Genomic DNA, 22,568 nt, shown 5'->3' with positions numbered 1-22,568 from the left:
CGGTAGGCCGCATTCAACGTTTTCGTCAACGTTCATCAAGCGTATTCATCAACCGCATGTCGAGGATCGATATGGCATTCCAGCTTCAGGATCGTGTTCAGGAAACGACGACGACCACCGGTACGGGGGCGCTCTCTCTGGCGGGTGCAATGACCGGATTCCGTTCGTTCTCGTCCGTTTGTGCAAATGCCGATACCTTCTATTACGGGTTGCAGGCCGTGACCGGTGCCGGTACCCCGAGTGGCAACTGGGAGATCGGAATCGGCACATACAACGCGAGCGGGAACACACTGTCGCGTACCACCGTGTTGGCCTCGAGCAACGGCGGGTCCGTCGTCAATCTTGCAGCAGGTACCACGCAGGTATGGATTGATCTGCCGGCGGCGCTGCCTGCCAATTTGCCGGTCAGCGCCAAATACTTCGGCGCGAAGGGAAATACGAGGATCGTCAACGATGGTGTGACGACGTCGGGGTCGACGGCGATTTCGTCGGCGTCGGCCGCGTTCACGGCGGCGGACGTCGGCAAGCGTATCGATATTGCGACGACCAATGCAAGCGGCGTCGCGACGCTTGTGGTTTCCACGACGATTGCGGCATTCGTCAGCGCAACACAAGTGACGCTCGCGAAAGCAGCCGGTGCTTCCGCCACGGCGGCGAATGTGGTCTACGGCAGCGACGACGGCCCGGCCCTGACGGCGTGGTTGAACTACCTGATGACCATCTGGCCGGTCAAAGGGGATCTTCCTGCCGGGGTCTACTATTCGGGTACCGCGCTGCCCGCGATCACGAAACCGATCGCCTTGTTCGGGCATTCGGCGCGTACCTCGATCATCCAGTTTGGCGCCGGGGTCAGCGGTCAATGCCTGACAGTACTGAACGCGGGTTTCAATAACGAAGCGACGGACCTCCCGCAAACAGGCAACGTATCCTGGACATCCAACACGGCCGTCCTGGCCGGTTGCGTGCTGCGTGACTTTACCCTTCAGGGCAATCGCGCGTGCACGTCGCTTCAACATGGATTGGTTTTGCAAGGCAACGTGGACTGGCTCGACGTCGCGCACGTGAACTGCCTGTATTTCCGGGGCGGCGGTGTGCTGTGGATGGATACCGGAAGCGGATCGACGCAAGCGCGCGCCAACGTACGCGAAGTCAATCTGGATACGATGAAGATCAGGCATTGCGGCGACGTGTCGACGAACACGCCCAGCCTTGGCATCTATCTTGACGACAGTCCGGCCGCCGCCGGATCCGATTCGTCGAACCTGTTCAACCTGAACAATATCGACATCATCTTCAGTTACGGCACGGCGTTCGCCGTGCAGGACCGGCGCACGTCGAACACCGGCTTTCCGCTGTACGGTATCCAGGCGCGCAACATCGTGCTGCATGATCGCATGACGACGATGGGCCTGAGCGGAGGGCGCATGTTCAGTGTCATCGGACAGGTCACCAACTGCCTGTTCGACATCAACTTCCCGTTGAGTGCGCGCAACGACTATGCGGCCGAGATTCTGCCGAACCCGAATTTCAATGTTTATCCGACCGACAACGAATTCACCTTTGCATTCCCGAAGACGGTCAAGGGCGTGATCGTCGGGAACGTCGGCTATAACACGATCAGGTTCAGGAATTACTTCGGATGTGCTGAAGCGGTCTTTATCGCCACCGAGAGCCCATACAATCTGAGAATCGATTGCGAGACCGACAGCGTGTTCCAGCAAATCACCGCGGCCCTGGTGCTGACCGGTACGGGTGCCGTGGCGATTCCGGGCTGGTCGTTCGGTACGACGCCGAACCTGTCGATCTTCATGCCGGTGAATGCCGTCAACGGGACCGGCGACACGACACTGGCGACGATCTTCGGGATCACCGGCACCATTACGCGTTCCGGAAGCGTGACGGCAGGAACGGACAGCTATACGTTTACGCCGTCTTCATCCAATACCTCGTATATCCCGGCCGGTGAATACTTCTCGAAGATCTGCGTCGACGCTTCGCAAGGCAACGGTGTCGCCGGTCGCTACAAATATATTCCGGAAGACCGCTACGGGCGCGCAGTCAATAGCGCATGGGCAAGCGGGCGCCTTCTGCAAATGTGGCCCTGGCAGTTTCACATCGAGAATGCAACCGGGCTCGTTCGGTACAGCTACGGTGTGCCGACGGCCGACAGCGCCGGCAATGCGATAGCGGTCTGGGCAAATGGCTTCGTCGGCACAAGTTCGACGCCGAGTGTGACCGGAATCAGCAAGCTGACGGCGAACTATGCGTTGCCGACGACGCTGACAAACCTTGTCGGCGGGATTGACGGTCAGTCGATCAAGATCGTTGCGACCAACGGGAACTGCACGATTGCGAACAACGCGAACATCCAGACAGCAACCGGGGCCAACGTCGTCATGGCGACCGGTCAGGTTCTGACCTTGACTTTCGACGCGACACTGAACAAATGGTGTAGCGGCTGACAAGACCGTCATGGTGACTTTGTGACTCGGCCGTCCACGGCAACGCGCACCGATCGGTGCGCTTTTTTTGCAACGACGGATCCGGCGACCGAGCTTGCGGTGGCCGGGCGACGATTTCCGGTGGTGTGGTCAGCGTAGCGGGGCGTGATCGTCTGGGGCGATCGGATGCTTGTATGAAGATTGGCTTTCGGTGAGGTTGCTCACATACACGCGGTGCCGGACAGTGTTCAATCAGGTATCAGCGCGTGAGTACTCTGGCACGACCGGCAAGGCGGTGTCGGCGCGTGGTGCGCGGGGGCATATCAGGCGACGATTGACGCTGCGATGCAGGTGGCATGGGGTGCGCCGGCCGACCGGCTGCAGACGAGCGCGACATGGTATCGCTCATGATGACCTGTACGGATCGACGTGCGGCCGACGTGCGATGCAAGGGCCGCGCGGCAATGCAATGCGAGTCGCACCGGCAATCGTAATGCGGCAATCCGTCATGTCGGCGGGTTCCAGCACAGTTTGGAAAGACGCGATGTCAACTACTACACAAACCAGATCGAGGCTCGGTTCACCGCGACTGTTCGCGGCGGCGGTGACCGTGTGTGCGCTGAGCGCATGTGCATTTGCGCCTGGCATGACGTACCGCGCGCCGGCCGAACGCGACGCGAATGCAAGCGTGGGTGTCGCCGCGTCGGGCGCGGGCGGCCTCGACGGCGTACAGAACGTGTCAAGCGCGGACTTGATCGAGATCACGCCGGCATTCGTCGAGCAGCAGCACGCCACGCGTTCTGCCAGTGTCGACGCCGAAGTCCGGCACCTGTTCGGCACGCCGAAGGCGTACGTCATCGGTCCCGGCGACGTGCTGAACATCGTCGTATGGGATCACCCCGAACTGAATCTGCCGGCGGCCCAGGCGACGAATGGCGACAACGTCGGTACCAACTCGGTCGCGGCGGGCTACACGGTCGACGCGAGCGGTAACGTGCAATTCGCGTATGCCGGCCTCGTGCATGTCGCCGGGATGACCGAAGCGGAGGCGCGCACGGCGCTGACCAGGCGACTCGGCGAATATGTGCGCAAGCCGCAGATTGCACTGCGCATCCAGGCGTATCGCAGCAAGCGCGTGTATCTCGACGGCGAAGTTCGCACGCCCGGGTTGCAGATCGTCAACGACATGCCGATGACGCTGCCCGAGGCGATCGATCGCGCAGGCGGCTTCACGACCGCGGCCGATCGGTCGCAAGTCACGGTGACGCGCAGCGGCAAGACGGTAAACGTGAGCCTGCCGGCGATGATTGCGGCCGGTGTGAATCCGTCGAACATCCTGCTGCGCGACGGCGACCTGGTGCGCGTGCGTGCGACGAGCGAAGCGAAGGTGTTCGTGCTTGGCGAGGTGTCGCGCCCGGCGACGCTGACATTGACCGATGGGCGAATGAGCCTGGGCGAAGCGCTCGGCGACACGGGTGGCGTGAGCCAATACACGTCGGACGCGCGGCAGATTTACGTGGTGCGCCGCGGGCCCGGCAACCGGCCGCTGGTCTATCACCTGGACGGGAGTGCACCAGCATCGTACGCGCTTGCCGACCAGTTCGCGCTTGAGCGTCGCGATGTCGTATTCGTCGACGCGTCATCGCTGGTGCGCTGGAGCCGTGTCGTGAACCTGCTGATTCCGTCTGCGGCGCAGGGAGCGCTGACCGCCCGCGCCGTTACGCCGTGAAGCGCGTTTCGGATGCCACCGTCGCGATGTTCCGGCCCGCTCCGAGCGGAGTGCGGCGAAATGTATTGAAAATGTAATGTGACGTACGCAATACGTCAGAAATGGATGGTCTACTACCCGTAGACATTCGAGCGGGGCCGTCTGCCCGACGCATCGAGGTCATCCGGCGTGAAAAATGGCGATATGACGGAATGCGAATGAAGGACATTCTCGGAAGCAGTCTCAACGACGAAGCGCAGGCGGATCGGGGTGGTCCGCGGCGAACGCTCACACGTCAGGCGTGCGCGTTCCTTCGTTCAGGCGAGTAGCGATCGACCACTTGCCCCATGGCCTGCGGCAAGCACGCATTGAAATCCGGCCTGTCAGACACTTAAAACAAGGACCAAACCATGACACCCATCCAGTTCGATGGATGCGTCGGCTGGCTTCACGAGGGTAACCGATCCCATGGCATCGTGATTTGCGAACCGCTCGGCCACGAGGCGCTCTGGCTTCATAAACTGGTACGCTCACTCGCCGAGCATCTCGCGGATCGTGGCTTTCCGGTGCTGCGCTTTCACTATCCTGCGAGCGGTGATTCGCTCGGCGACGAACAGGACGCGGATCGCTTCGAGCGCATGCTCGAGAGCATCCGGCAGTCCGTTCGCACGCTGCACGAGCGGGTAGCGCCAGACAGCCTGACGCTCGTCGGCATACGCGCCGGCGCGGCGTTGGCGCTCCTCGCAGCCGATGGCATGCCACGGCTCACGCGTTTCGTCGCAATTGCGCCGGTCGTGCGTGGCCGCAGCTACGTACGCGAGCTTTCCCTCGTCGCACAACGTTGGCTCGATAATGTGCCGCCGACCGTACGGGATGCGGTGCGCGACGAACGGCCGTTCAATGTACTCGGTCACGCGTATCCCGACGATCTCGTCGACGCACTCCGGCGCATCGACCTGAGCCACGCTGCGGCGAACATGCGCACGTTGCCGGCACGCGCGTTGCTCGTCGATGCGCCATATGGCGACAGCGCCACGTTGTCGGACGCACTGCAGGCGCGCGGTGTCGCGGCGAGCGTTCATACGTGTCAGGATTGGGCGGTCGCGATGCGCGAACCGCTCTGGTCGCGGCTGCCCGATGCGCTTCCCGATACGATCGCGAACTGGATCGAAGACGGTGCGGATACGGTCGTACGCGTCCGTGCGCCACGTCCGGTATCAGGCGTCGTACCGGCGGGCAAGGGCAGCGTCGAACATTTGATACGTGTCGGCCCGCAACAACTGGTCGGCGTGTTGAGCGAACCGGCCGGCGACAGGCTATGCATCGGTGCACCCACACTGCTGATCGCCAATACGGCCGCCAATCCACGCATTGCCGACGGACGGCTTGCCGTTCGACTGGCACGGTCGCTCGCGGCGCGGGGTATCCGCAGCCTGCGATTCGATTCGAGCGGCATCGGCGACAGCAGTGAGCGTGCGCGTGACGACCAGACGGACATTCCGTACTCGGACCAGGCGGTTGGCGACGTGGTTGCCGCCGCGCGCTGGCTGAAAGAAGCGGGACACCACAAGATCGTTGCGTTCGGGATCTGCTCCGGGGCGTACGCATCGCTTCATGCGGCCGCGCGGGCGCCCCTGGCCGGCGTGATAGCGGTCAATCTCCCGGTTTTCATCTGGCCGCGCGGGCAGACGCTCACGAATGCCGTCAATAACCAGACCAATTCGATGCGCGGCTATGCCGCATCGTTGCGCAATCTCGACAAGTGGCGCCGCCTGCTGGCCGAGGGTCGCGACCTGCGTCCCGTATTGCGCGCGCTTATCCGCTTCGTAGCGGATGTCATGAGCGTACCGGTCAGGCGCTTCATGGAGCGTGTCGGCCGGGGGGGCGGCAAGGACACCCCCCGTGGCTTGCTGCGTGACATGTCTGCGCGCGGCATCCAGACGCATCTGATCTACGGTACGTTCGACGCGGGCGTCGACGTCGTAGTCCGGAATTTCGGCTCGGCGTCCAGCGGTGCGTTCGCGCACTTGCCGAATGTATCGATCGACACTCAGGATGCGCTCGATCACTCGCTGCGCGGCACGGCTGCCGCGCAATACGTGATCGATCGATGTACTGCGTTGCTGACCGGCTGGCATGCGCCGGCAGTGCCAGCCGTCAGCGCCGGCACCATCGCGAAACCGAAACCGAAACCGAAAGCGGAAACGAAGACGAAACGAGCGATCCAATAGCACGTCGGCGTGCGCCGAACCGACGCAAACGCGGTGGAGTCGGCAATTTGCGGAGGGCTGAACGTCTGGCAGAGGGGCGGTGCCGGGGACGTAACACGCCTCGATGCGTCGGGACGCCCGTTTGAAACCGCCCGTAAGTAATCGTGCGAACAGATCCCGGACGTCCGAAACACTATCGTGGCGGTGTCCATTTCTCGTGTCGTCGCGCCTGTGAGGGGGCGGCGCCACGAGGCCGTTCAGGAATACCGATGCAACGAAATTGCCACGAATGCCGAAACACGAGCACATGCTGCGAGCTGCGGGCCGCGCATGCCGGATGGCTTAGTACGCGCCCGCGAAAAGGGCGAACCGGGCCGCTTCCCGCGTACGAGGACCGTGACGACGCGTCGCGTTCACGGTACGACGTCCGTTGAGGCCTGTCGTGACGCGTGTGTTGATCATCAATGACTTCGTTCGCAGGGGCGGGGCCGAAGAGGTATATCGGGTATCGGTTGACGTGCTGCGCGCCCGCGACGACGTAGTGGTCGAAACCTTCGACGAGCACACGCTCCCCGATGTCGAAGACAGCCGGCGTTCGCGTGCGTGGTCGCCAGCCGCTGCACGTGCGCTCGTCACGCTGCTCGAGCGATTTCGTCCGCAACGGATCCTCGTGCACAACTATCACAACCTGTTGTCGAGCGCGATCCTGCCTGTGCTGGCGCGCTACAAGCGGCGGTCGGGATGTGGCTTGTACCTGACCGCGCACGACTACCATCTGTTGTTCTACAACCCGAGCCTGATGGTCTATTGCCGGGGAACGGCGCGGCCGTTGTCTCCGGACGAGCTGTGGCGCGTCCGGCGTCTTGCGCTCACGGCCAGTCCGCGCGGTTTTCTTCACGACCTCGGGAAGAAGTTGCACTGGCATGCGGTCAAGGCGCTGTTCGACCCGATCAGCCTGTTCGACGAGATCCTCTGTCCAAGCCCCTTCATGCGGGACCTGATTGCGCGGTCCGGTCGAACGCCTGCCACGCTGGTGCCGAACCCGATCGACGCCACGCTGGTGCCCCGCGCGCCGAAGCCGGCGAAGGGCGATCGTCTCGATCTCGCGTTCGTCGGTCGCGTGGAACCGGACAAGGGCCTTGCGCAGTTCCTTGCGCGAATGACCGAATCGGCAGGCGATGCGATTGCGTCGCTCACTGTCTACGGTGACGGATCGGAACGCGGCAACCTGGAACAACAGTACGCGGCACTCGTCGAATCGGGGCGGTTGCGTTTCGCAGGACGTCTCGATCACGACACATTGTTCGCCGCACTGCCCATGCACGATGCGCTCGTGTTGCCGTCGATCTGGGTAGAGAACGCGCCCCTCGTCATCGTCGAAGCCGCGGTGCTCGGCCTGCCGGCGCTCGTGCACGACATCGGGAGCCTGTCGACCTTCGGCGACGAGATCGGCAACAAGATTCGCTACCGGAATACGCCTGACGGCTTCGCGCGCGCACTGGCCGAACTGCGTGCGCACCTCGACAGCGAGAAACGACGCTACGACTGGGCGCGTTACTCGGTCGACTGCTATGCGTCGTCGCTGTACGCCGTACTCGGTCTCGGTAGGGACAGCCCGCGCACGTGGGCACATTGACGGTCGGTGCACTGTTCATATTCAGCCCGGAAAGCACGATGACCGCCGTCCGAAAAAACTTTGCGTTGTTGTTTTCGCTGCAAATCTCGACCTATGTCATACCGCTCGTCACGTTGCCGCTGCTGACGCGCGTGCTCGGCCCGCAACAATACGGAACGCTGTCGTTCGTGCTTGCGGTTGCAACGTACTTCATCAACCTCGCGAATTACAGTTTCGACCTGACTGCAACGCCGCGTGTTGCGCTCGCGAAGGACAGGGGGGAGCGATCACGCATCTTCTGGACGACGGTTTGCGCCCAGTGGCTGATTACCGTTGCCGGCTTCGCCGTGCTCATCGCGCTAACGATGCTGATTCCGCATTTCGCGGCGGAGCGCACGGCACTGCTCATCGGGTTCGGGATGGCGATCGGTGCCGCGCTGACACCAGGCTGGTATTTCCAGGGAATCCAGCGGTTGAGCGTGTACAGCGTCACGGTAGTCGTGTACCGTGCGCTCAGTGTCGCCGCCTTCTTCCTGTGGGTTCGCACGCCGGACGATCTCCTGCCCGCCGTCGCGATCAACGCGGCGGTACCGTTGCTGTGCGGGATCACCTTGCTTGCCTATCTCTTCTTTCAGCGCGAGATCGAAGGGGTACGCGTGCGGTTTGCCGATATCGTTACTGCGCTGCAAGGCGGTTTTCAGGTGTTCCTCGCGTCGACGTCGATCTCGTTCTACGCGTCGACCAATACCGTGCTGCTGAGTATCGTCTCGGGTAACGTCGCCGCCGGCTATTTCGCTGCAGGTGACAAACTGATCCGGGCAGCGGTCGGCCTGTTGCAGCCGCTTCGGGCATCGACCTATCCACACATTACCTATCTGATGCATCACGCGCGCGACGAGGCATTCGCGTTCCTGCGCAAGCTGATCGTCATGCAGGGGGCGCTCGTCCTGGCCATGTCGGCCGTTATCTACGCGTGCGCGCCGATCGCTGTCCGGATTCTGTATGGCAGCTCATTCGCGCCGACGATTGGCGTACTGCATTGCCTGGCGCTCGTGCCGTTCATGGCATGCATGACGGATCTGTTCGGCGTTCAAACGATGCTGCCACTCGGCATGAAGCGCGCCTTCAGCATCATCCTGATTTCATCCGGCATGCTGAATGTGACGTTGCTGCCGCCCCTTGCCATGCTGTTTGCGGAGCGGGGTGCGGCTATCGCGGTGTTGATCACGGAAACGGCCGTCGCTGCCGCGCTTGCGTATGTCCTCCGTCGCGAACGGGTCGGCGTCGTCGATATATCGGTGCGTTCGGGTTGACGCGATTCGCGCCATGAACACACGACGCAGGGGGCAGGGCCGTGGCGAGAACCGGCCATGCCGCAGGTACGGAAAGTGTGAGGTGTCGAACGTTTCGTCGGATTGCGCCCGCCTATACTGGCCTGACGTGAGCGCAGGCCGGCGACGCTTCGCTGCGCCTGATCGGCGCGATTCGCACGGGGCGGATTGCGCGAACCACGTCGCGCGCCACGCCTTCGCGTCGCTCCGCTCGAAAACAGGTGTATCCAGCATCATGAACGGAAACCGATCGATTAACCGGCTCTGGGCCGCCACATTCATGATCGCGATCGCGAGCGAGGTCTTTTCCGGCGCGATTCGCTACTACACGTCGCTCGCTGGCATTTCGATGCTTGGCTATCTGCCCAAGGCGATGATGGTCGGCTGCATCGTGCTTGGCCTCGTGATTCGACCGCGTATCGATACGCTGCTCGTCGGAAGTTACCTGGCCGTGCAACTGTGCGTTTCGCTCGCGAACGGCGTCAGTCTCGTGGCCGCGTGTTTCTGGGTCTGGACGGTCGCGCCGTTGCTGTTCGTGCTTCTCATGCCGCCCGGCGCGCTTGACATGCTCGAGTCGAACCCGATCCGGTTCGCGTTCATCGTGTTGACGACGGCATGCTGCGCCGGCGTCATGCTCAACGGGTTGGTGCACCTGCCGTGGGTGGGCGGGAGCATCGACGTCGACGGCGTCAATGTGCAGCTTGCTTCGTCCAATTACGTCGGTACCGTTCCACGCTTGCCCGGGTTCGGTCGAAGCAGCGCGACGACCGGCCTCGTGATCGGCCTGCTGACCGCGTGGCTCGTCCCGCGCCTGCGCCATGCGATGGCGACCGTGGTGCTGCTCGTCATGTCGGCCGCCGCCATCTGGGCCACGACCAACAAGACGACACTCATTGCACTCTCGCTCGTGTTGCTCTGTTTCGCCACGCTGAAAACGACAGGCCTGAGGCGCGCCTGTATCGTCCTGACGGTACTGGTGATCGTATTGCCTGTCGCGGGATGGGTGATCGCTGCGACGACCAACGTTGGAGTCCCCGATACGGGATCGCTCGCTTCGATGCAGGACCGGTTGTTGAACACCTGGCCAAAGCTGCTCGACGGTATGGCGAACGCAAACCTGCTCTGGTTCGGTGTCGGGCCCGGTGGCTTCGGTTCCGCGACGGCGTACTATACGGCCGATTTCGGCTTCAATACCGGCTACTCCGATAATGCGGCGCTCTATGTCGTCGCGAATTTCGGTGTGGTGGGGGCCATGCTCGTCATGCTCGTATTCGTACAGCGCGTGCTTGCAAGTCGTGCCGACGACCCGCGTGCATGGCTGATGCTGCTCTTCGTGTTGTTGAGCGGCGTGACGACCGACATCTTCGAAGCGCTTGGCTGTCTGCTTTTCACGGGCCTCGCGATTCGCACGCTGACCATGCATGCCGGCCGCGAGTGTCTAACCGGTCGCGACGCGCCGGAGCGTGCGGTGAACTGGGCGGGCATTCAATGAGCACGGCTGTTCATTCCGCACGCGCGAGGCGCTGGGCGAGGTGGTTCGCAAGCGCGCTGCTCTGGGTCGTCGTCATATCGACGGCGTCGAATTCCGCGGGCTCGGACGAACCGGCTGTCGTCCTGCCGAACGCGACACAAATGACGGCGCTGCCGTTCGTCGCCCTCCCGCGCTTTTTCGACACGCGCGCGAATTCGGGGGTAGCGATTCACCAGATCGACGATCCGGCGCTGCTCGACGCGGTACGAGACGCCGGATTCTCGTTCGTCCGTACCGACCTGTTCTGGGATTCGGTGGAAACGCCGAGAGGCTGGGATTTCTCGCGCTACGATGCACTCGTCGCCAACCTGCGCGCGCGCCGGTTGGGGGCGCTGTTCATCCTCGGCTACGGGCATCCACGATACGCGCCCAAGCAGCCGCCGACGTCGTCCGCACAGATCGACGCATTCGCCGAGTATGCGACCCAGGCCGCGAGGCACTATCGCGATCAGCCCGTACGCTTCGAAGTCTGGAATGAGCAGGATCACAAGGACTACTGGCTCGCGCCGCCTTCGCCGGCCGCGTACCGGAACCTGCTGGAAGCGACCGTCCGGGCGGTCAAGGCCTCGAATCCGGATGCAGTCGTTGCGACTGGGGGCGTTCAGCAGGTGGACGTGACCTTCATCCGTGCAGTCGGCGATATCGGCAGCGCGTCGCAGCCCGCACCCGACGCGGTCAGCGTGCATCCGTATCGGCAGAATGCGCCGGAGACTGCGCTGGGCGACTATGCCGCGCTAGCGCGCGATCTCGCCACCTATCGCACGGTTCCCGCGATCTGGGCCACTGAGTGGTCGTATCCGACCTATGCATACAAGTACGTGTCGCACACGCGTGACGGTCACGATCCAGTCGCGCGTGAACGCCAGGCGCGCTACGCGGTGCGGCGCCTGCTGGTCGACTGGATCGCGCAGATCGGGCTCACCGCCTACTACGACATGCGCAACGATGGCCGCGACCCGAAGAACATGGAGCACAACTTCGGCTTGCTGGACGCCGACAACACACCGCTGCCGGCGTACGTCGCGGTTCGCCATCTGTTCTCGTTTACCGCGAACGCCCGCGCCGCACGACTGTTTCTCGATCCGGTCCGCCGCTTCGCCGTCCTGCAGTTGCGTGCCGAAGGCGTCGTGAAATACGTGGTCTGGTGCTATGGAAACGACAAAGCGGTCGACGTCGACCTGTCGCAGTTGCCCGTTGCCGGTACGTTCGCATCCGACCTTTATGGAGCGTCGCTCGACATCACTGGGCGTCGGCTGACACTACGCGAAGAGCAGGGCCCGGTGTTCATCGTCTCGGCGACTGGCCGATAGCCGGCAAGCAGGATCGAAAACGGTCGCCTCATTCAGAAAACAAACATGATATCCAACGCACGAAACATCCAGGCCCCGCAGCGGGCACCGGACGAATCCGGGATGACGCAGCTTTGGCAAGCCGTCATGCGGCACCGCCGCCTGTTCTTCGCAACGATCGGCGTCACGTTCGTCGCGGGCGTGCTATACGCGCTACTGGCCACGCCGCAGTATCGCGCCGAAGCACTGCTGCGCGTCCAGACCAAACCCGGTTCGTCGATCAGTTCGCTCTCGGACGTCTCCGGAACGATCGCAGCATCGCCGTCTGCCTCAGACGAAAGCGAGATGCTGATTTCGCGCGCAGTCATCGACAGCGCGATCGATGCGACCGGTGCCGATCTGGATATCCGCAACGCAAGCCGGTTTCCGGTGATCGGCTCATTCGTTGCGTCGCGCTTCGATGCGGACGACGCGCTCGCGCCGGCACCGCTCGGGCTGACCGGTTACGCGTGGGGCGGCGAGCGGCTCGACATCGGTGAATTCTCGATTCCGGCGAATGCGCTTGGCGATCGATTCAGGATCGTCGCGGACGACGCGAACACCTGGACGCTCCAGGACGACGACAGCCGTACGCTCGCGCACGGCAAGGTCGGTGAAACGGTGCCGTTCCGGCTGCCCGGCGAAAGTACGGCCGGCCGGTTGCGCGTCGATGTGCTGCGCGCGCGCCCGGGTATCGCATTCACGGTGCGCAAGCAGCCGGAGCCGCTCGTATACGAAAACGTATCGAAGCATCTGAAGACGGTCGTGCCGAACCGCGACTCGACCCTGGAGTCGCCTTCGATGATTCGGCTCAGCTACCAGGCGGATAGCGCGCGGGAAGCGACGAACATGGTCAACGCGATCGTGCAGCAGTATCTGCAGCGTGATCTCGCGTTTCGAACCGATCGTGCACGACGCAATCTCGACTCGCTGCGCCAGCGGCTGCCGGTCCTGAAGCAGGACTTGCAGAAGGCCGAGGACGATCTGAACCGGTACCGGACGCAAAATGGTGCGATCGACGTCGATCAGCAAGGCGCCGCGCTGATCACCCGCCTCAACACGCTAGCAGAACACCAGACCGCGTTACAGATCTCGCTGGACGACGTCAGACAGCGCTTTCTGCCAAAGAGCTTCCAGTACCAGACCGTGCAATCGCAGCTTGACCAGGTGAAGCGCGAGATCCGTGACACGAGCGCAACGGCGGCCAGATTGCCCACGACGCAGCGCGAATTCGTGCGGTTGTCACGCCAGGTGACGATTGCGACGCAGCTCTACACGAGTGTGCTGACCAACGCGCAGCAGCTCGAGCTCACCATTTCCAGCGCGTCGCCGGGCGTGACGGCCGTCGACTGGGCGGTTGCGCCGTTCCGGCCGGTCTGGCCCAAGCGGGGCATAGTCGTGCTTGGCGCACTGTTGGCTGGGGTGTTCTTTGCACTGACGAGCGTGCATCTGCTGTCGCTGTACCGGCGTGAACTGCATTCACCGGCCGCGCTGGCCAAGTTGACCGATAGCCCCTGTCTCGCGATCGTGGCGTCGTCGCCGGCGTTGGCAGCGCTGCCCGGCGGGTCGCGCCCGACCGCGTTGCCGTTGGCCGCGGCACATCCCGACGATGCGGGTATCGAATCCGTGCGTGCATTGCGAGCGAGCCTGAAGGCCGCGCTCGCGGCGCATGGCGATGACAGCGAGCGTGGCAAGGTCCTGCTGCTCACGGGGGTGACGGCGGGCGTCGGCTGCAGTTTCGTGTCGTCGAATCTGGCGTATCTGTTGGCGGGAACGAACGCCAGCGTGCTGCTGATCAACGCCGACTTGCGTGTTTCGTCGATGGCCGGGGGGCCGGGCCTCGCGCAGGTGCTCGACGGCTCGGTGTCGCCCGATACTGTGACGCTGCCCGTCGCGGGCAGCCACCTGTCGATCATGCCGGCGGGTGCTCCGGTCAAGACGTCACCCGGCGAGTTGCTGGAAGGATCCGGCTTCATGACACTCATCCTGGCGATGCGCGAGCAATACGACTTCGTCGTCATCGACGGGCCGCCGCTGCTGCCGAACAACGATGCGCTCGGCATCGTCGGCGTGAAGTGCGACGCGCACGTCCTTGTGTCGCGCAGCGGCATGACACGCGCAGCCGACGTCGAGACCGCGTTGTCGAGGTTGCGAAGCATCGGTGGCGACATCACGGGGTACGTGTTCAATACATACAAGGGATCGCCTCGGCCGGTCGTCGAACGCGTGCGGACGCGTGGTTTTCCGGTTCGCCCGACCGAGCGCCAGCGTGTGTAATGTCGGGAAGCCCGGTGTCGCGGATTATTGTTGCGGCACCGGTGTAGCGGGGGAAGGCTCGCGTTGCAACGCCGTACGGCTGATGCGGTTTACCACGATCGATAACTGCATCGCAGGGGCGGTGGTAGACGTGGACGAGCGCTTGCGGGCTTGTGGCGGCCACCCATTCGCCATGAACGTCGAAGCGGCACGGATTTGATCGGGCTCGACTCGCGCCGGCGACAGGCCGTTCGCGTGCGCTCGACGATGCGCGTCGACTGCCTTAAAGCCCGTCGAATATTCGGGTCATGATTTCGGCGCTCTTGCTCCAGCTGTATTGCTTGGCGTGAACGGATCCCCGGTGTTTCAGATCCTCCCGGAGTTCGGCGGAGTCGAGCAGATTGCGCAGTTTTTCCGCGATGTCGTTCGACGAGTAGGGGTCGCAATAGAGTGCAGCATCGGCGCAGACTTCCGGCAATGCCGCCGATCGTCCCACCAGGGTCGGGCAACCGTATCGCATCGCCTCGAGAGGCGGTATGCCGAACCCCTCGTAGATCGACGGATAAAGGAAGCAGGCCGCATGCTGATACAGCGCCTTCAGCTTTTCGTCGCTAATATACCCGGCGTACTTGATGTTCGGTTCAGGCGCGGAAATATCGTCCTGCGTGCCGAACACGGCGGCATTGCGCATGCCGACGATGACGAGATCCACCGATGGGTCGTCGATTTGACGAAACGCCTCGATCAGCCGGCGGAAGTTCTTGGTGGGGTTCATGCTGCTGACCGCCAACACGAACCGGCCCGGCGTGAGCGCATGCTCCTTCAATACGCTCGGGTCGGGTTTCAGTGCGTCGAGATGGTCTGCCCCCAGTGGCACGACGCTGATTTTGTCGGTTGAAACGCCACAGTGGTGGGCCAGGCGATCGCGCGAGAAGCTGGAGTTGGTCAACACGCAAACGGAAGTGCGCGCCAAAATCCAGAACATGATCCGATACCACGCCCGGAATGGGCGGGAGAAGTGCGCGGGGGTGTCGAACACCGCGGCATCGTGCATATAGATGATCTGGTTGCCACGGAAAATGGAACCGGAATTGCTCAGGTTGACGATGCGGTCGCGGCGTGCAAAAAGCGGAAGGACCAGTTGTTCCCAGATCACGCCCTTGGCGAAACCGACCTTGACCGTCTTCGTGCCGCTCACCACAGCGTCGGTATGTGGGGGAACCAGGAGCGTGACGGAGTCTTGCGGCCGCGTCCGGGCAAGTGCAGCGATCAACTCGCGCGCGACGCGTTGTACTCCTGTCGTTTTCTGAGTGGCGAAACGGCCATTGTAGACGAGTTTCCTGGGTTCTTTGGGGTTGCTCATGTCAAATCCGGTGAAATCGAGGCGCAGCCGGGGCGCGTGCGCATCATGCTGAACAGCGGCGCCGGTATCGCGTTCATGGGGCGCATCGGTTCGATTGCTGAAGGCCGAGCGGGCAATATGGCGAGTGCATTGCTGTCGGGGCCGACGCGCACGTTTCCCGATGTCTGCAAACCGTCAGGCCTTGACGTGCTCCGGCGCGGCATGCTCGAAATACCGGGCGTCGGCGCGACGCGGGTGCACATTCAATCCGTAGAGGGAATGCCACTGCCTGAAGATGGACTGCATCGAGAACCGATGGAGCGCGAACTTTCGGGCCGATTCCCCCATTTGTTCCCGGAGCTGCCGGTCGTCGCGGAGCAGCGCGACATACCGCACCATCTCGTCGACACTTGACGCGACGTATCCGGTTACGCCGTGAATGACCACGTCGCGGTTGCCGACGACGTCCGTCACCACGGCGGGCAGGCCGGCCACCTGGGCCTCGATCAGCGCCACCGGCATGCCTTCCCATCGGGAGGTCTGGACGTAGATGTCCAGCCCGGACGTCAGCTCGAGTGCGCGCGAACGCGTCACCCAGCCGCTGCAGACGATTGCCCGACTGTCACGGGGATCCGGAATTTCGGCTGCGTCACCGCCAATCCAGAGAAACTCGACGTCGGGGGCGTGCAGTTCGGATGCCAGTTGCACGAAGGCTTGATGATTTTTCTGGAACGACGCGCGACCGCTCATTCCGATCGCAATCTTGCGATCGTCACGCGCACGGCGCGAAGGAATCTCGGCGACGTTGACGCCGTTCTCCACCAGCACCGCCGATTTCGCCCGAATTCTTCCCTTGATCTCTCTGAGTTCGCTGTCCGAGCAGGCGACAATGGTTCCGCCGAGGAGGGCTGCCGCTCGCTCGAAACTCAGGTAGGCGAACTGTTTCGCGCGGGAAACATCGCAGCGCAAAAACGAGAGACCATGCGGGGAATAGAGCACCTTTGCGGCAGGCGCGGCAATTCTTGCCGCGGCCCGCCCCAGTACACCAGCCTTCGACGAATGAAGATGGATCACCGTCGGACGGCATTCGCGCAAGTATTGGACCAGCACGCGCAAACCGATCAGATCGTTCCTGACACTGACTTCGCGAGCCATGCCGACGTGGACGAGTTTGACGTCGGGCCGGAAGAGCGCCTGGAAATCGTCCGGCGTTTCGGGACGAATGGAATGCAAAACGGTCACATCGACGCCCGTTGCCGCTGCGTGATTGGCGAGATGGACGAGCATCGAAAGCACGCCCCCGCCAAACGCTTCGACAATATGAACGATTCTTTGGGTGGTCATCTTCTGGCCTGCCTGTTCGACCGGATACTGCGCGGTCGACCGCAAAATCGAATATCTGACGGGCCGCCACGTCGACGGCATTCAATTCGGTTGATGGAATACATCGAAAAGATATGTATGACTAAGTGACTGGATGTAATCGAACCGGTCTATCCTTATCCGTTCTACCTTGCTCAGGCGCGCGATATGTCGACTTTGCCGCGGGCTCGATCCGGTCGATCAAGCGCCGACATGGCGAGAGCGCGAAACGCGTCTCCACCGTTGAACGCGATCGGACGATACACGTCATGCAACGACGGTCGCGCATTCGAGGACGCGTGACGCCACGTGTCTGAAGCATTGTGCTACGCACGCACGACGTGCTGGGTGCGATGGCTTACATTGGGCGAGTGAAGCGTGGGTGGCCGCGCATCGGTTTTCTACGCACGTGGTGGCGTGGTCGACACATGCTTGTCAAGCGACGTCCGGTGCGGCCGTTGGCACGTGCGTTTTCTGTGACGCAATCGGAACCGATTGCGCCGCCCGTGCCTCGACCGCCCGCCCATACTGATCGTCGAACCGAACGATATCGTCCTCGCCGAGATAGTCGCCCGATTGCACTTCGATGATTTCGAGCGGAATCCGGCCGGGATTCTCGAGGCGATGCACTTCGCCGACCGCGATGTACGTCGACTCGTTCTCGCACAGCAGGAACGTCTCGCTGCCACGCGTCACCTTCGCGGTGCCGCGCACGACGATCCAGTGCTCGGCGCGGTGATAGTGCATCTGAAGCGACAGCCGCTTGCCGGGCTCGACGACGATCCGCTTCACCTGGAAGCGCTGGCCGAGATCGATCGAATCGTAGTGCCCCCACGGCCGCTGCACCTTGCGGTGCTCGCGTGCCTGCGGGCGCCGGTCGGTCTTCAGGCGCTCGACGATGTTCTTCACGCGCTGCACGTCGTGCTTGTTCGCGACCAGCACGGCATCGGGCGTCTCGATCACGACGACGTCCTTCATCCCGACGCACGCGATCAGGCGGCCCTCCGAACGCACGAGGCTGTCCTGCGTGTCCTCGAACACGATCGGGCCGCGCGCGACGTTGCCGTGATCGTCCTTCGGCATGATTTCCCAGATCGCATCCCAGGTGCCGACATCCGACCAGCCGGCCGCGAGCGGCACCACGATGCCTTCGATGCCGAGTTCGCCGCGTTCCGCGAGCCGTTCCATCACCGCGTAGTCGATCGAGTCCGACGGGCACGTGTCGAAGGCCGCCGCATCGATCCGGAAGAACGGATCCTCGGGGATGCCCGCGCGCCACGCGGTTTCGCAGGCCGCATGGATGTCCGGTGCGAGTGCGCCGATCGCCTTCAGCCAGACCGATGCGCGCGTCACGTAAATCCCGCTGTTCCACCAGTAATCGCCGGATTGCAGGTAGCGCTCGGCCAGTGTCGCATCGGGTTTTTCGACGAAGCGTCCGATCGCGTAGCCGCCCTGGCCACCGTGGCGGCCCGTGCGCGGCTCGCCGACCTGGATGTAGCCGTAGCCCGTCTCCGCGCGTCGGGGCAGCACGCCGAGCGTGACGATCGCCCCTTCCTGCGCGTAGCGCGCCGCGCGCGCGATCGCGTCCTGGAACGCGCCGACGTCGGTGATCACGTGATCGGCCGGCATCACCGCGAGCACGGGATCGTCCGCGAGCTGGCTCGCGTCGAGTGCCGCGAGCGTCAGCGCGGGCGCGGTGTTGCGCGCGGCCGGTTCGAGCAGGATGCGGGCGGGCGCCGCGCGACCGACCACCTGTGCGGCACTCATGACGCGATGCTGTTCGCCGCAGACCAGCAGCAACGTGTCGCCGAGCGACGCGTTCGCGATGCCGTTCAGGCGGCGCGCTGTCGCCGACAGCGGCGATTCGTTCGAAATCAGCTCGATCAACTGCTTCGGATACTGCTCGCGCGACAGCGGCCACAGCCGGGTGCCGGAGCCGCCGGCGAGAATCACCGGCAGGATGCGCGGCAGGTCGGGATCGGGAACCGGGCGAAGGGTGCGGGTCATCGATTGGCTCCGGTGTCGGCGGGCAGCCGGTTGTGTGTACGGCTGTCGGCACGTGCGTCGTCGTCGCGCGACCGGTGTGCCGAAACGACCCGGTGCAGCAGGCCGCGCAGTGCGCCTGCTGCGCGGTCGCTGGGCCGCACCAGGCCGACGAACGGCGCACCCTGTTCGAGATACGGGCCGTAGGCCTTGCGAAATCCGAAACGCTTGTAGAACGCCTGGCGCGGTGCCGGGACGTGCGTGCGCACCGCGGCGTCGGGCCATGCCGCCTGCGCGGCGGTGAGGGCGCGCCCGATCAGCTGCTCGAGCGTAGCGTCGTCGCGCCGGCGCTCGCTCGTCAGCACCTTGTCGATCACGGCGTCCGGGTCGATGTCGTCGCCGGGCAGGATGCGTGCATAGGCCGCGACTTCCATCGTGTCGCCGTCGCGTACGGTTGCATAGACATGCAGCGCGCCCGCGTCCTTGCCGTCGATGTCGAGATGCGTGTGCGCGTCCTCGACCACCAGCACGGCGTTGCGCGCGCGCAGGATTGCATAGAGATCGACGGCGCCCAGATGTTCGAATTCACAACAATGCCATTCCATGATGCTGTCCTCGCGTGATGCCTTCGGCACGCCGTGCCGCGCGGACGCGATCGTTCCGTGCGGTGCGGCGATTCTCATCATCCGGGTGCGCCGTGCGCCGGTCTGTTCGAAAGCGTACTCTCGCTCCGGATTCGCGCGGCCGGCACGGCATGCACGGCGCGGCCTGCCGCGCGAGCGCCGCAAAGTGCGGTAGCACACACCGCGGCGGCCGGTGCTTTTCCATAATTGACCCATCGTCGCGGCCCGCCTCGATGCGCGGCCAGCCAACATCGAACGTCAATAAAGAACCGGGGCAGGACTTGAAGATTTCGAGCATTCACGACGGGGCGATCGTGCATGGCGGTGCCGGGTGCACCCTCGCGCACGCGGTCGGCTGCATCGCATGGGCAGACTGTGTGGAGCCTCGTCGAATTCCTTCCGGATCGTGCGCGCCCGCGCGGCACACGCGTCCCTCATCCCCACGCCATTGTTTGCACGCATGCGCCCCCGCGGCGATGCGTCGTCGCCGCGGCTGGCGACCAGGCGGTGCGGCATGGCCGACTGCGACAACGGGCGGCCCGCATCCTTACAGATGGAATGCAGTGCACGGGCGTGACGCAACCGGGCGTCGCCATGCTGCACTGCGGGAGGCGGCGGTCGGCACGACCGGCATCACGCTTGGCCGCGACGATGCGCCGGAACAAGACCGGCGTGCGCGGCGGGCGTTTCGCCGTGCGCCGGCACAGCGGAACGGGATGCACGACGCGGCGTGGTTGATTACGGCATGTAACCGACAAGAGCAGGACGGGCAGGCCGCATGCGGTCGCGATACGATGCGGCCTGCCGCCGGTGGGCCCGATTATGTGGAAAATGAAATGCGGTGCCGCCCATTCCAGGGGATTTCGATGAATATCACAGGCAATCGACCGTCCCCATCTTGCGGAAAAGTAGTATTTGCCACTGATTGACTGGAATGCTCGTAGATAATCAAATCTCAGTGGACAAACACGTGTGGTGCGGTGCGACAGGTCGCGTAACCGGTTGATTCAGGATTATCTTTTGGTAACACGACCATCTCGAAACGGGGTGTAAATTCAGATGCGGATGAAATGCGGCGGTCATTCCGGGAGCGGGTTGGCGGCCATCCGGTTCGGCATCGGGCGCCATTGTCGTGTACGACGTGACGCACATGCCGGCGGCATTCCCGTCTGCCGACGCGCTCCGCCTTGACGGCGGGGCGCTTCAAAGCGGGAACGTCGTGGCTCCCGCAGCCGCGCGTTCCCTTCGAGTTAGATGACAACGAGGCCGGATGACATCCGGCTCGACCTCCGGGGGTTCTCGCCGTGTGCAGTTTCGATCTTCGCCAAAGCTGCGGAAACGCAGCGCGGAAAGGCGGCCATGCGCCGCCGGCCGCAGCGCACGCGAACGGTTCGCGGAGTGGAGAAAGTGATGGTTCGTTATGAATATGCCAATAACGCGCGATAAGAGCGCCGGCGCGGGGAGTGGTAACGGGCAGCGTCCGCTGATTTACTGGACGCAGTCGCCGTCCGTCATGCTGCGAAAGGAATTGTCGCGACGCGACTGGAAAGTGTCGATCGTCGCGCAGGCGAGTGAGCTGCGCGACACATCCGGCGAGATCACCTGCGGCATCCTCGACCTGAGCGGCGGCCACGCCGACGCGATCGGCAGCATTGCGTCGACCTGCGCGTCGATGCGCGACGTCGTCTGGGTCGCACTCGTCGACGTCGGCCAGACGGCTTCGCCGAACGTGCGCGCGCTGTTGCGCGACTATTGCTTCGATTACGTCACGTTGCCGGCGTCGCACCAGCGGATCGCCGATACGGTTGGCCATGCGTACGGCATGGAATGCCTGTTCGCGCGCGACCGCGAACGGCTCGAATCCGAAGAGAAAGGCATCGTCGGCACCTGCAGCGCGATGCTGCGGCTGTTCGATACGGTGCGGCGCTTCGCGCGCACGGACGCACCGGTGTTCGTGTTCGGCGAAACGGGAACCGGCAAGGAATTGACGGCCGTCGCGATCCATCGCCATTCGGAGCGCCGCAACGGCCCGTTCGTCGCGGTCAACTGCGGCGCCATTCCGCCACATCTGCTGCAATCCGAACTGTTCGGCTACGAGCGCGGCGCGTTTACGGGCGCGAACGCGCGCAAGATCGGCTATGTCGAAGCGGCGAACGGCGGCACGCTGCTGCTCGACGAGATCGGCGACCTGCCGCACGAGAGCCAGGCAAGCTTGCTGCGTTTTCTGCAGGAGCGTGCAATCCATCGCCTTGGCGGCAGCGATCCGGTGCCGGTCGATGTCAGGATCGTGTCGGCGACGCACGTCGACCTGCGCGACGCGATGGAGGAAGGGCGCTTCCGGGCCGACCTGTTCCACCGGCTGTGCGTGATGCGCATCGACCAGCCGCCGCTGCGCGCGCGCGGCAAGGACATCGAGCTGCTCGCGCATCACATGCTCGAGCGCTTCCGCGGCGACGCGCGCCATCGCGTACGCGGCTTCTCGACGGATGCGATCACGGCGCTGTACAAGCACGACTGGCCCGGCAACGTTCGCGAACTGATCAACCGCGTGCGCCGCGCGGTCGTGATGACGGAAGGACGCCTGATCACCGCCCAGGATCTCGAGCTCGAATACTGTCTCGATGCGGCGTCGCCGTCGGTGGCCGACATCCGCAAGTCGATCGAGCGCGAGGCAATCGAAACGGCGCTGCTGCGTACGCGCGGGCGCGTCGCGGCTTCGGCGCGGGAGCTCGGGGTGTCGCGCGCGACGCTGTACCGCTGGATGGAGGCATACGGGATCGAGCGGCCGCGCGGGACGGGCTCGTCCGACTGAGATTCGACTGCGGCGCTCGCGGCTTG

The 22,568-nt window shown here is 63.7% G+C and carries 13 protein-coding genes; 9 read left to right on the top strand and 4 right to left on the bottom strand.

From position 1 onward, the window contains the following. Positions 1-71: 71 nt before the first annotated feature. From APZ15_RS18020 to APZ15_RS17985, 8 genes are all read left to right on the top strand, one after another. A complete protein-coding gene (locus tag APZ15_RS18020) occupies positions 72-2,462 on the top strand; it encodes a hypothetical protein (RefSeq protein WP_027791398.1) in 2,391 nt (796 codons plus the stop codon). Between the two features lie 523 nt (positions 2,463-2,985). Beyond that, positions 2,986-4,170, top strand: a complete 1,185-nt coding sequence (locus APZ15_RS18015; protein WP_027791399.1) for a polysaccharide biosynthesis/export family protein — start codon at positions 2,986-2,988, stop codon at positions 4,168-4,170. Positions 4,171-4,559: 389 nt separating this feature from the next. Next, the gene (locus APZ15_RS18010) at positions 4,560-6,380 is read left to right on the top strand and encodes a serine aminopeptidase domain-containing protein (protein ID WP_027791400.1); all 1,821 of its coding nucleotides are present in this window, start codon (positions 4,560-4,562) and stop codon (positions 6,378-6,380) included. Between the two features lie 421 nt (positions 6,381-6,801). Continuing rightward, complete coding sequence (locus APZ15_RS18005; RefSeq protein ID WP_027791401.1) at positions 6,802-7,995, top strand: glycosyltransferase; 1,194 nt, start codon at positions 6,802-6,804, stop codon at positions 7,993-7,995. A gap of 38 nt (positions 7,996-8,033) precedes the next feature. After that, complete coding sequence (locus APZ15_RS18000; protein WP_027791402.1) at positions 8,034-9,287, top strand: oligosaccharide flippase family protein; 1,254 nt, start codon at positions 8,034-8,036, stop codon at positions 9,285-9,287. A 298-nt stretch (positions 9,288-9,585) separates the two neighbouring features. Next, the gene (locus APZ15_RS17995) at positions 9,586-10,797 is read left to right on the top strand and encodes a hypothetical protein (RefSeq protein ID WP_261325234.1); all 1,212 of its coding nucleotides are present in this window, start codon (positions 9,586-9,588) and stop codon (positions 10,795-10,797) included. Continuing rightward, positions 10,794-12,146, top strand: coding sequence for a cellulase family glycosylhydrolase (locus tag APZ15_RS17990; RefSeq protein ID WP_027791404.1), 1,353 nt, complete (start codon positions 10,794-10,796; stop codon positions 12,144-12,146). Before APZ15_RS17995 ends, APZ15_RS17990 begins: the two co-directional genes overlap by 4 nt. A 102-nt stretch (positions 12,147-12,248) precedes the next feature. Then, positions 12,249-14,441 carry a GNVR domain-containing protein gene (locus APZ15_RS17985; RefSeq protein WP_226128874.1) on the top strand — a complete coding sequence of 731 codons (2,193 nt, stop codon included), beginning with the start codon at positions 12,249-12,251 and terminating at the stop codon, positions 14,439-14,441. A 262-nt stretch (positions 14,442-14,703) separates the two neighbouring features. On the opposite strand, the gene APZ15_RS17980 is transcribed toward APZ15_RS17985, so the two are convergent. From APZ15_RS17980 to APZ15_RS17965, 4 genes are all read right to left on the bottom strand, one after another. Further along, complete coding sequence (locus APZ15_RS17980) at positions 14,704-15,783, bottom strand: glycosyltransferase family 4 protein (RefSeq protein ID WP_027791406.1); 1,080 nt, start codon at positions 15,781-15,783, stop codon at positions 14,704-14,706. A 174-nt stretch (positions 15,784-15,957) separates the two neighbouring features. After that, entirely contained in the window at positions 15,958-17,106 is a 1,149-nt protein-coding gene (locus APZ15_RS17975; RefSeq protein ID WP_027791407.1) for a glycosyltransferase, read from the bottom strand. A gap of 453 nt (positions 17,107-17,559) precedes the next feature. Beyond that, complete coding sequence (locus tag APZ15_RS17970) at positions 17,560-19,131, bottom strand: mannose-1-phosphate guanylyltransferase/mannose-6-phosphate isomerase (RefSeq protein WP_027791408.1); 1,572 nt, start codon at positions 19,129-19,131, stop codon at positions 17,560-17,562. Further along, positions 19,128-19,712, bottom strand: coding sequence for a GNAT family N-acetyltransferase (locus APZ15_RS17965; protein ID WP_027791409.1), 585 nt, complete (start codon positions 19,710-19,712; stop codon positions 19,128-19,130). Before APZ15_RS17965 ends, APZ15_RS17970 begins: the two co-directional genes overlap by 4 nt. A 1,438-nt stretch (positions 19,713-21,150) precedes the next feature. On the opposite strand from APZ15_RS17965, the gene APZ15_RS17955 reads away from it, so the two are divergent. Continuing rightward, positions 21,151-22,542 (top strand): sigma-54 dependent transcriptional regulator, encoded by a 1,392-nt coding sequence (locus APZ15_RS17955; protein WP_034196042.1) that lies wholly within the window; start codon positions 21,151-21,153, stop codon positions 22,540-22,542. Positions 22,543-22,568 lie beyond the last annotated feature (26 nt).

It is taken from the genome of Burkholderia cepacia ATCC 25416 (assembly GCF_001411495.1).
Taxonomy (GTDB): Bacteria; Pseudomonadota; Gammaproteobacteria; order Burkholderiales; family Burkholderiaceae; genus Burkholderia; species Burkholderia cepacia.
This window is presented reverse-complemented; position numbering and strand designations above follow the sequence as displayed.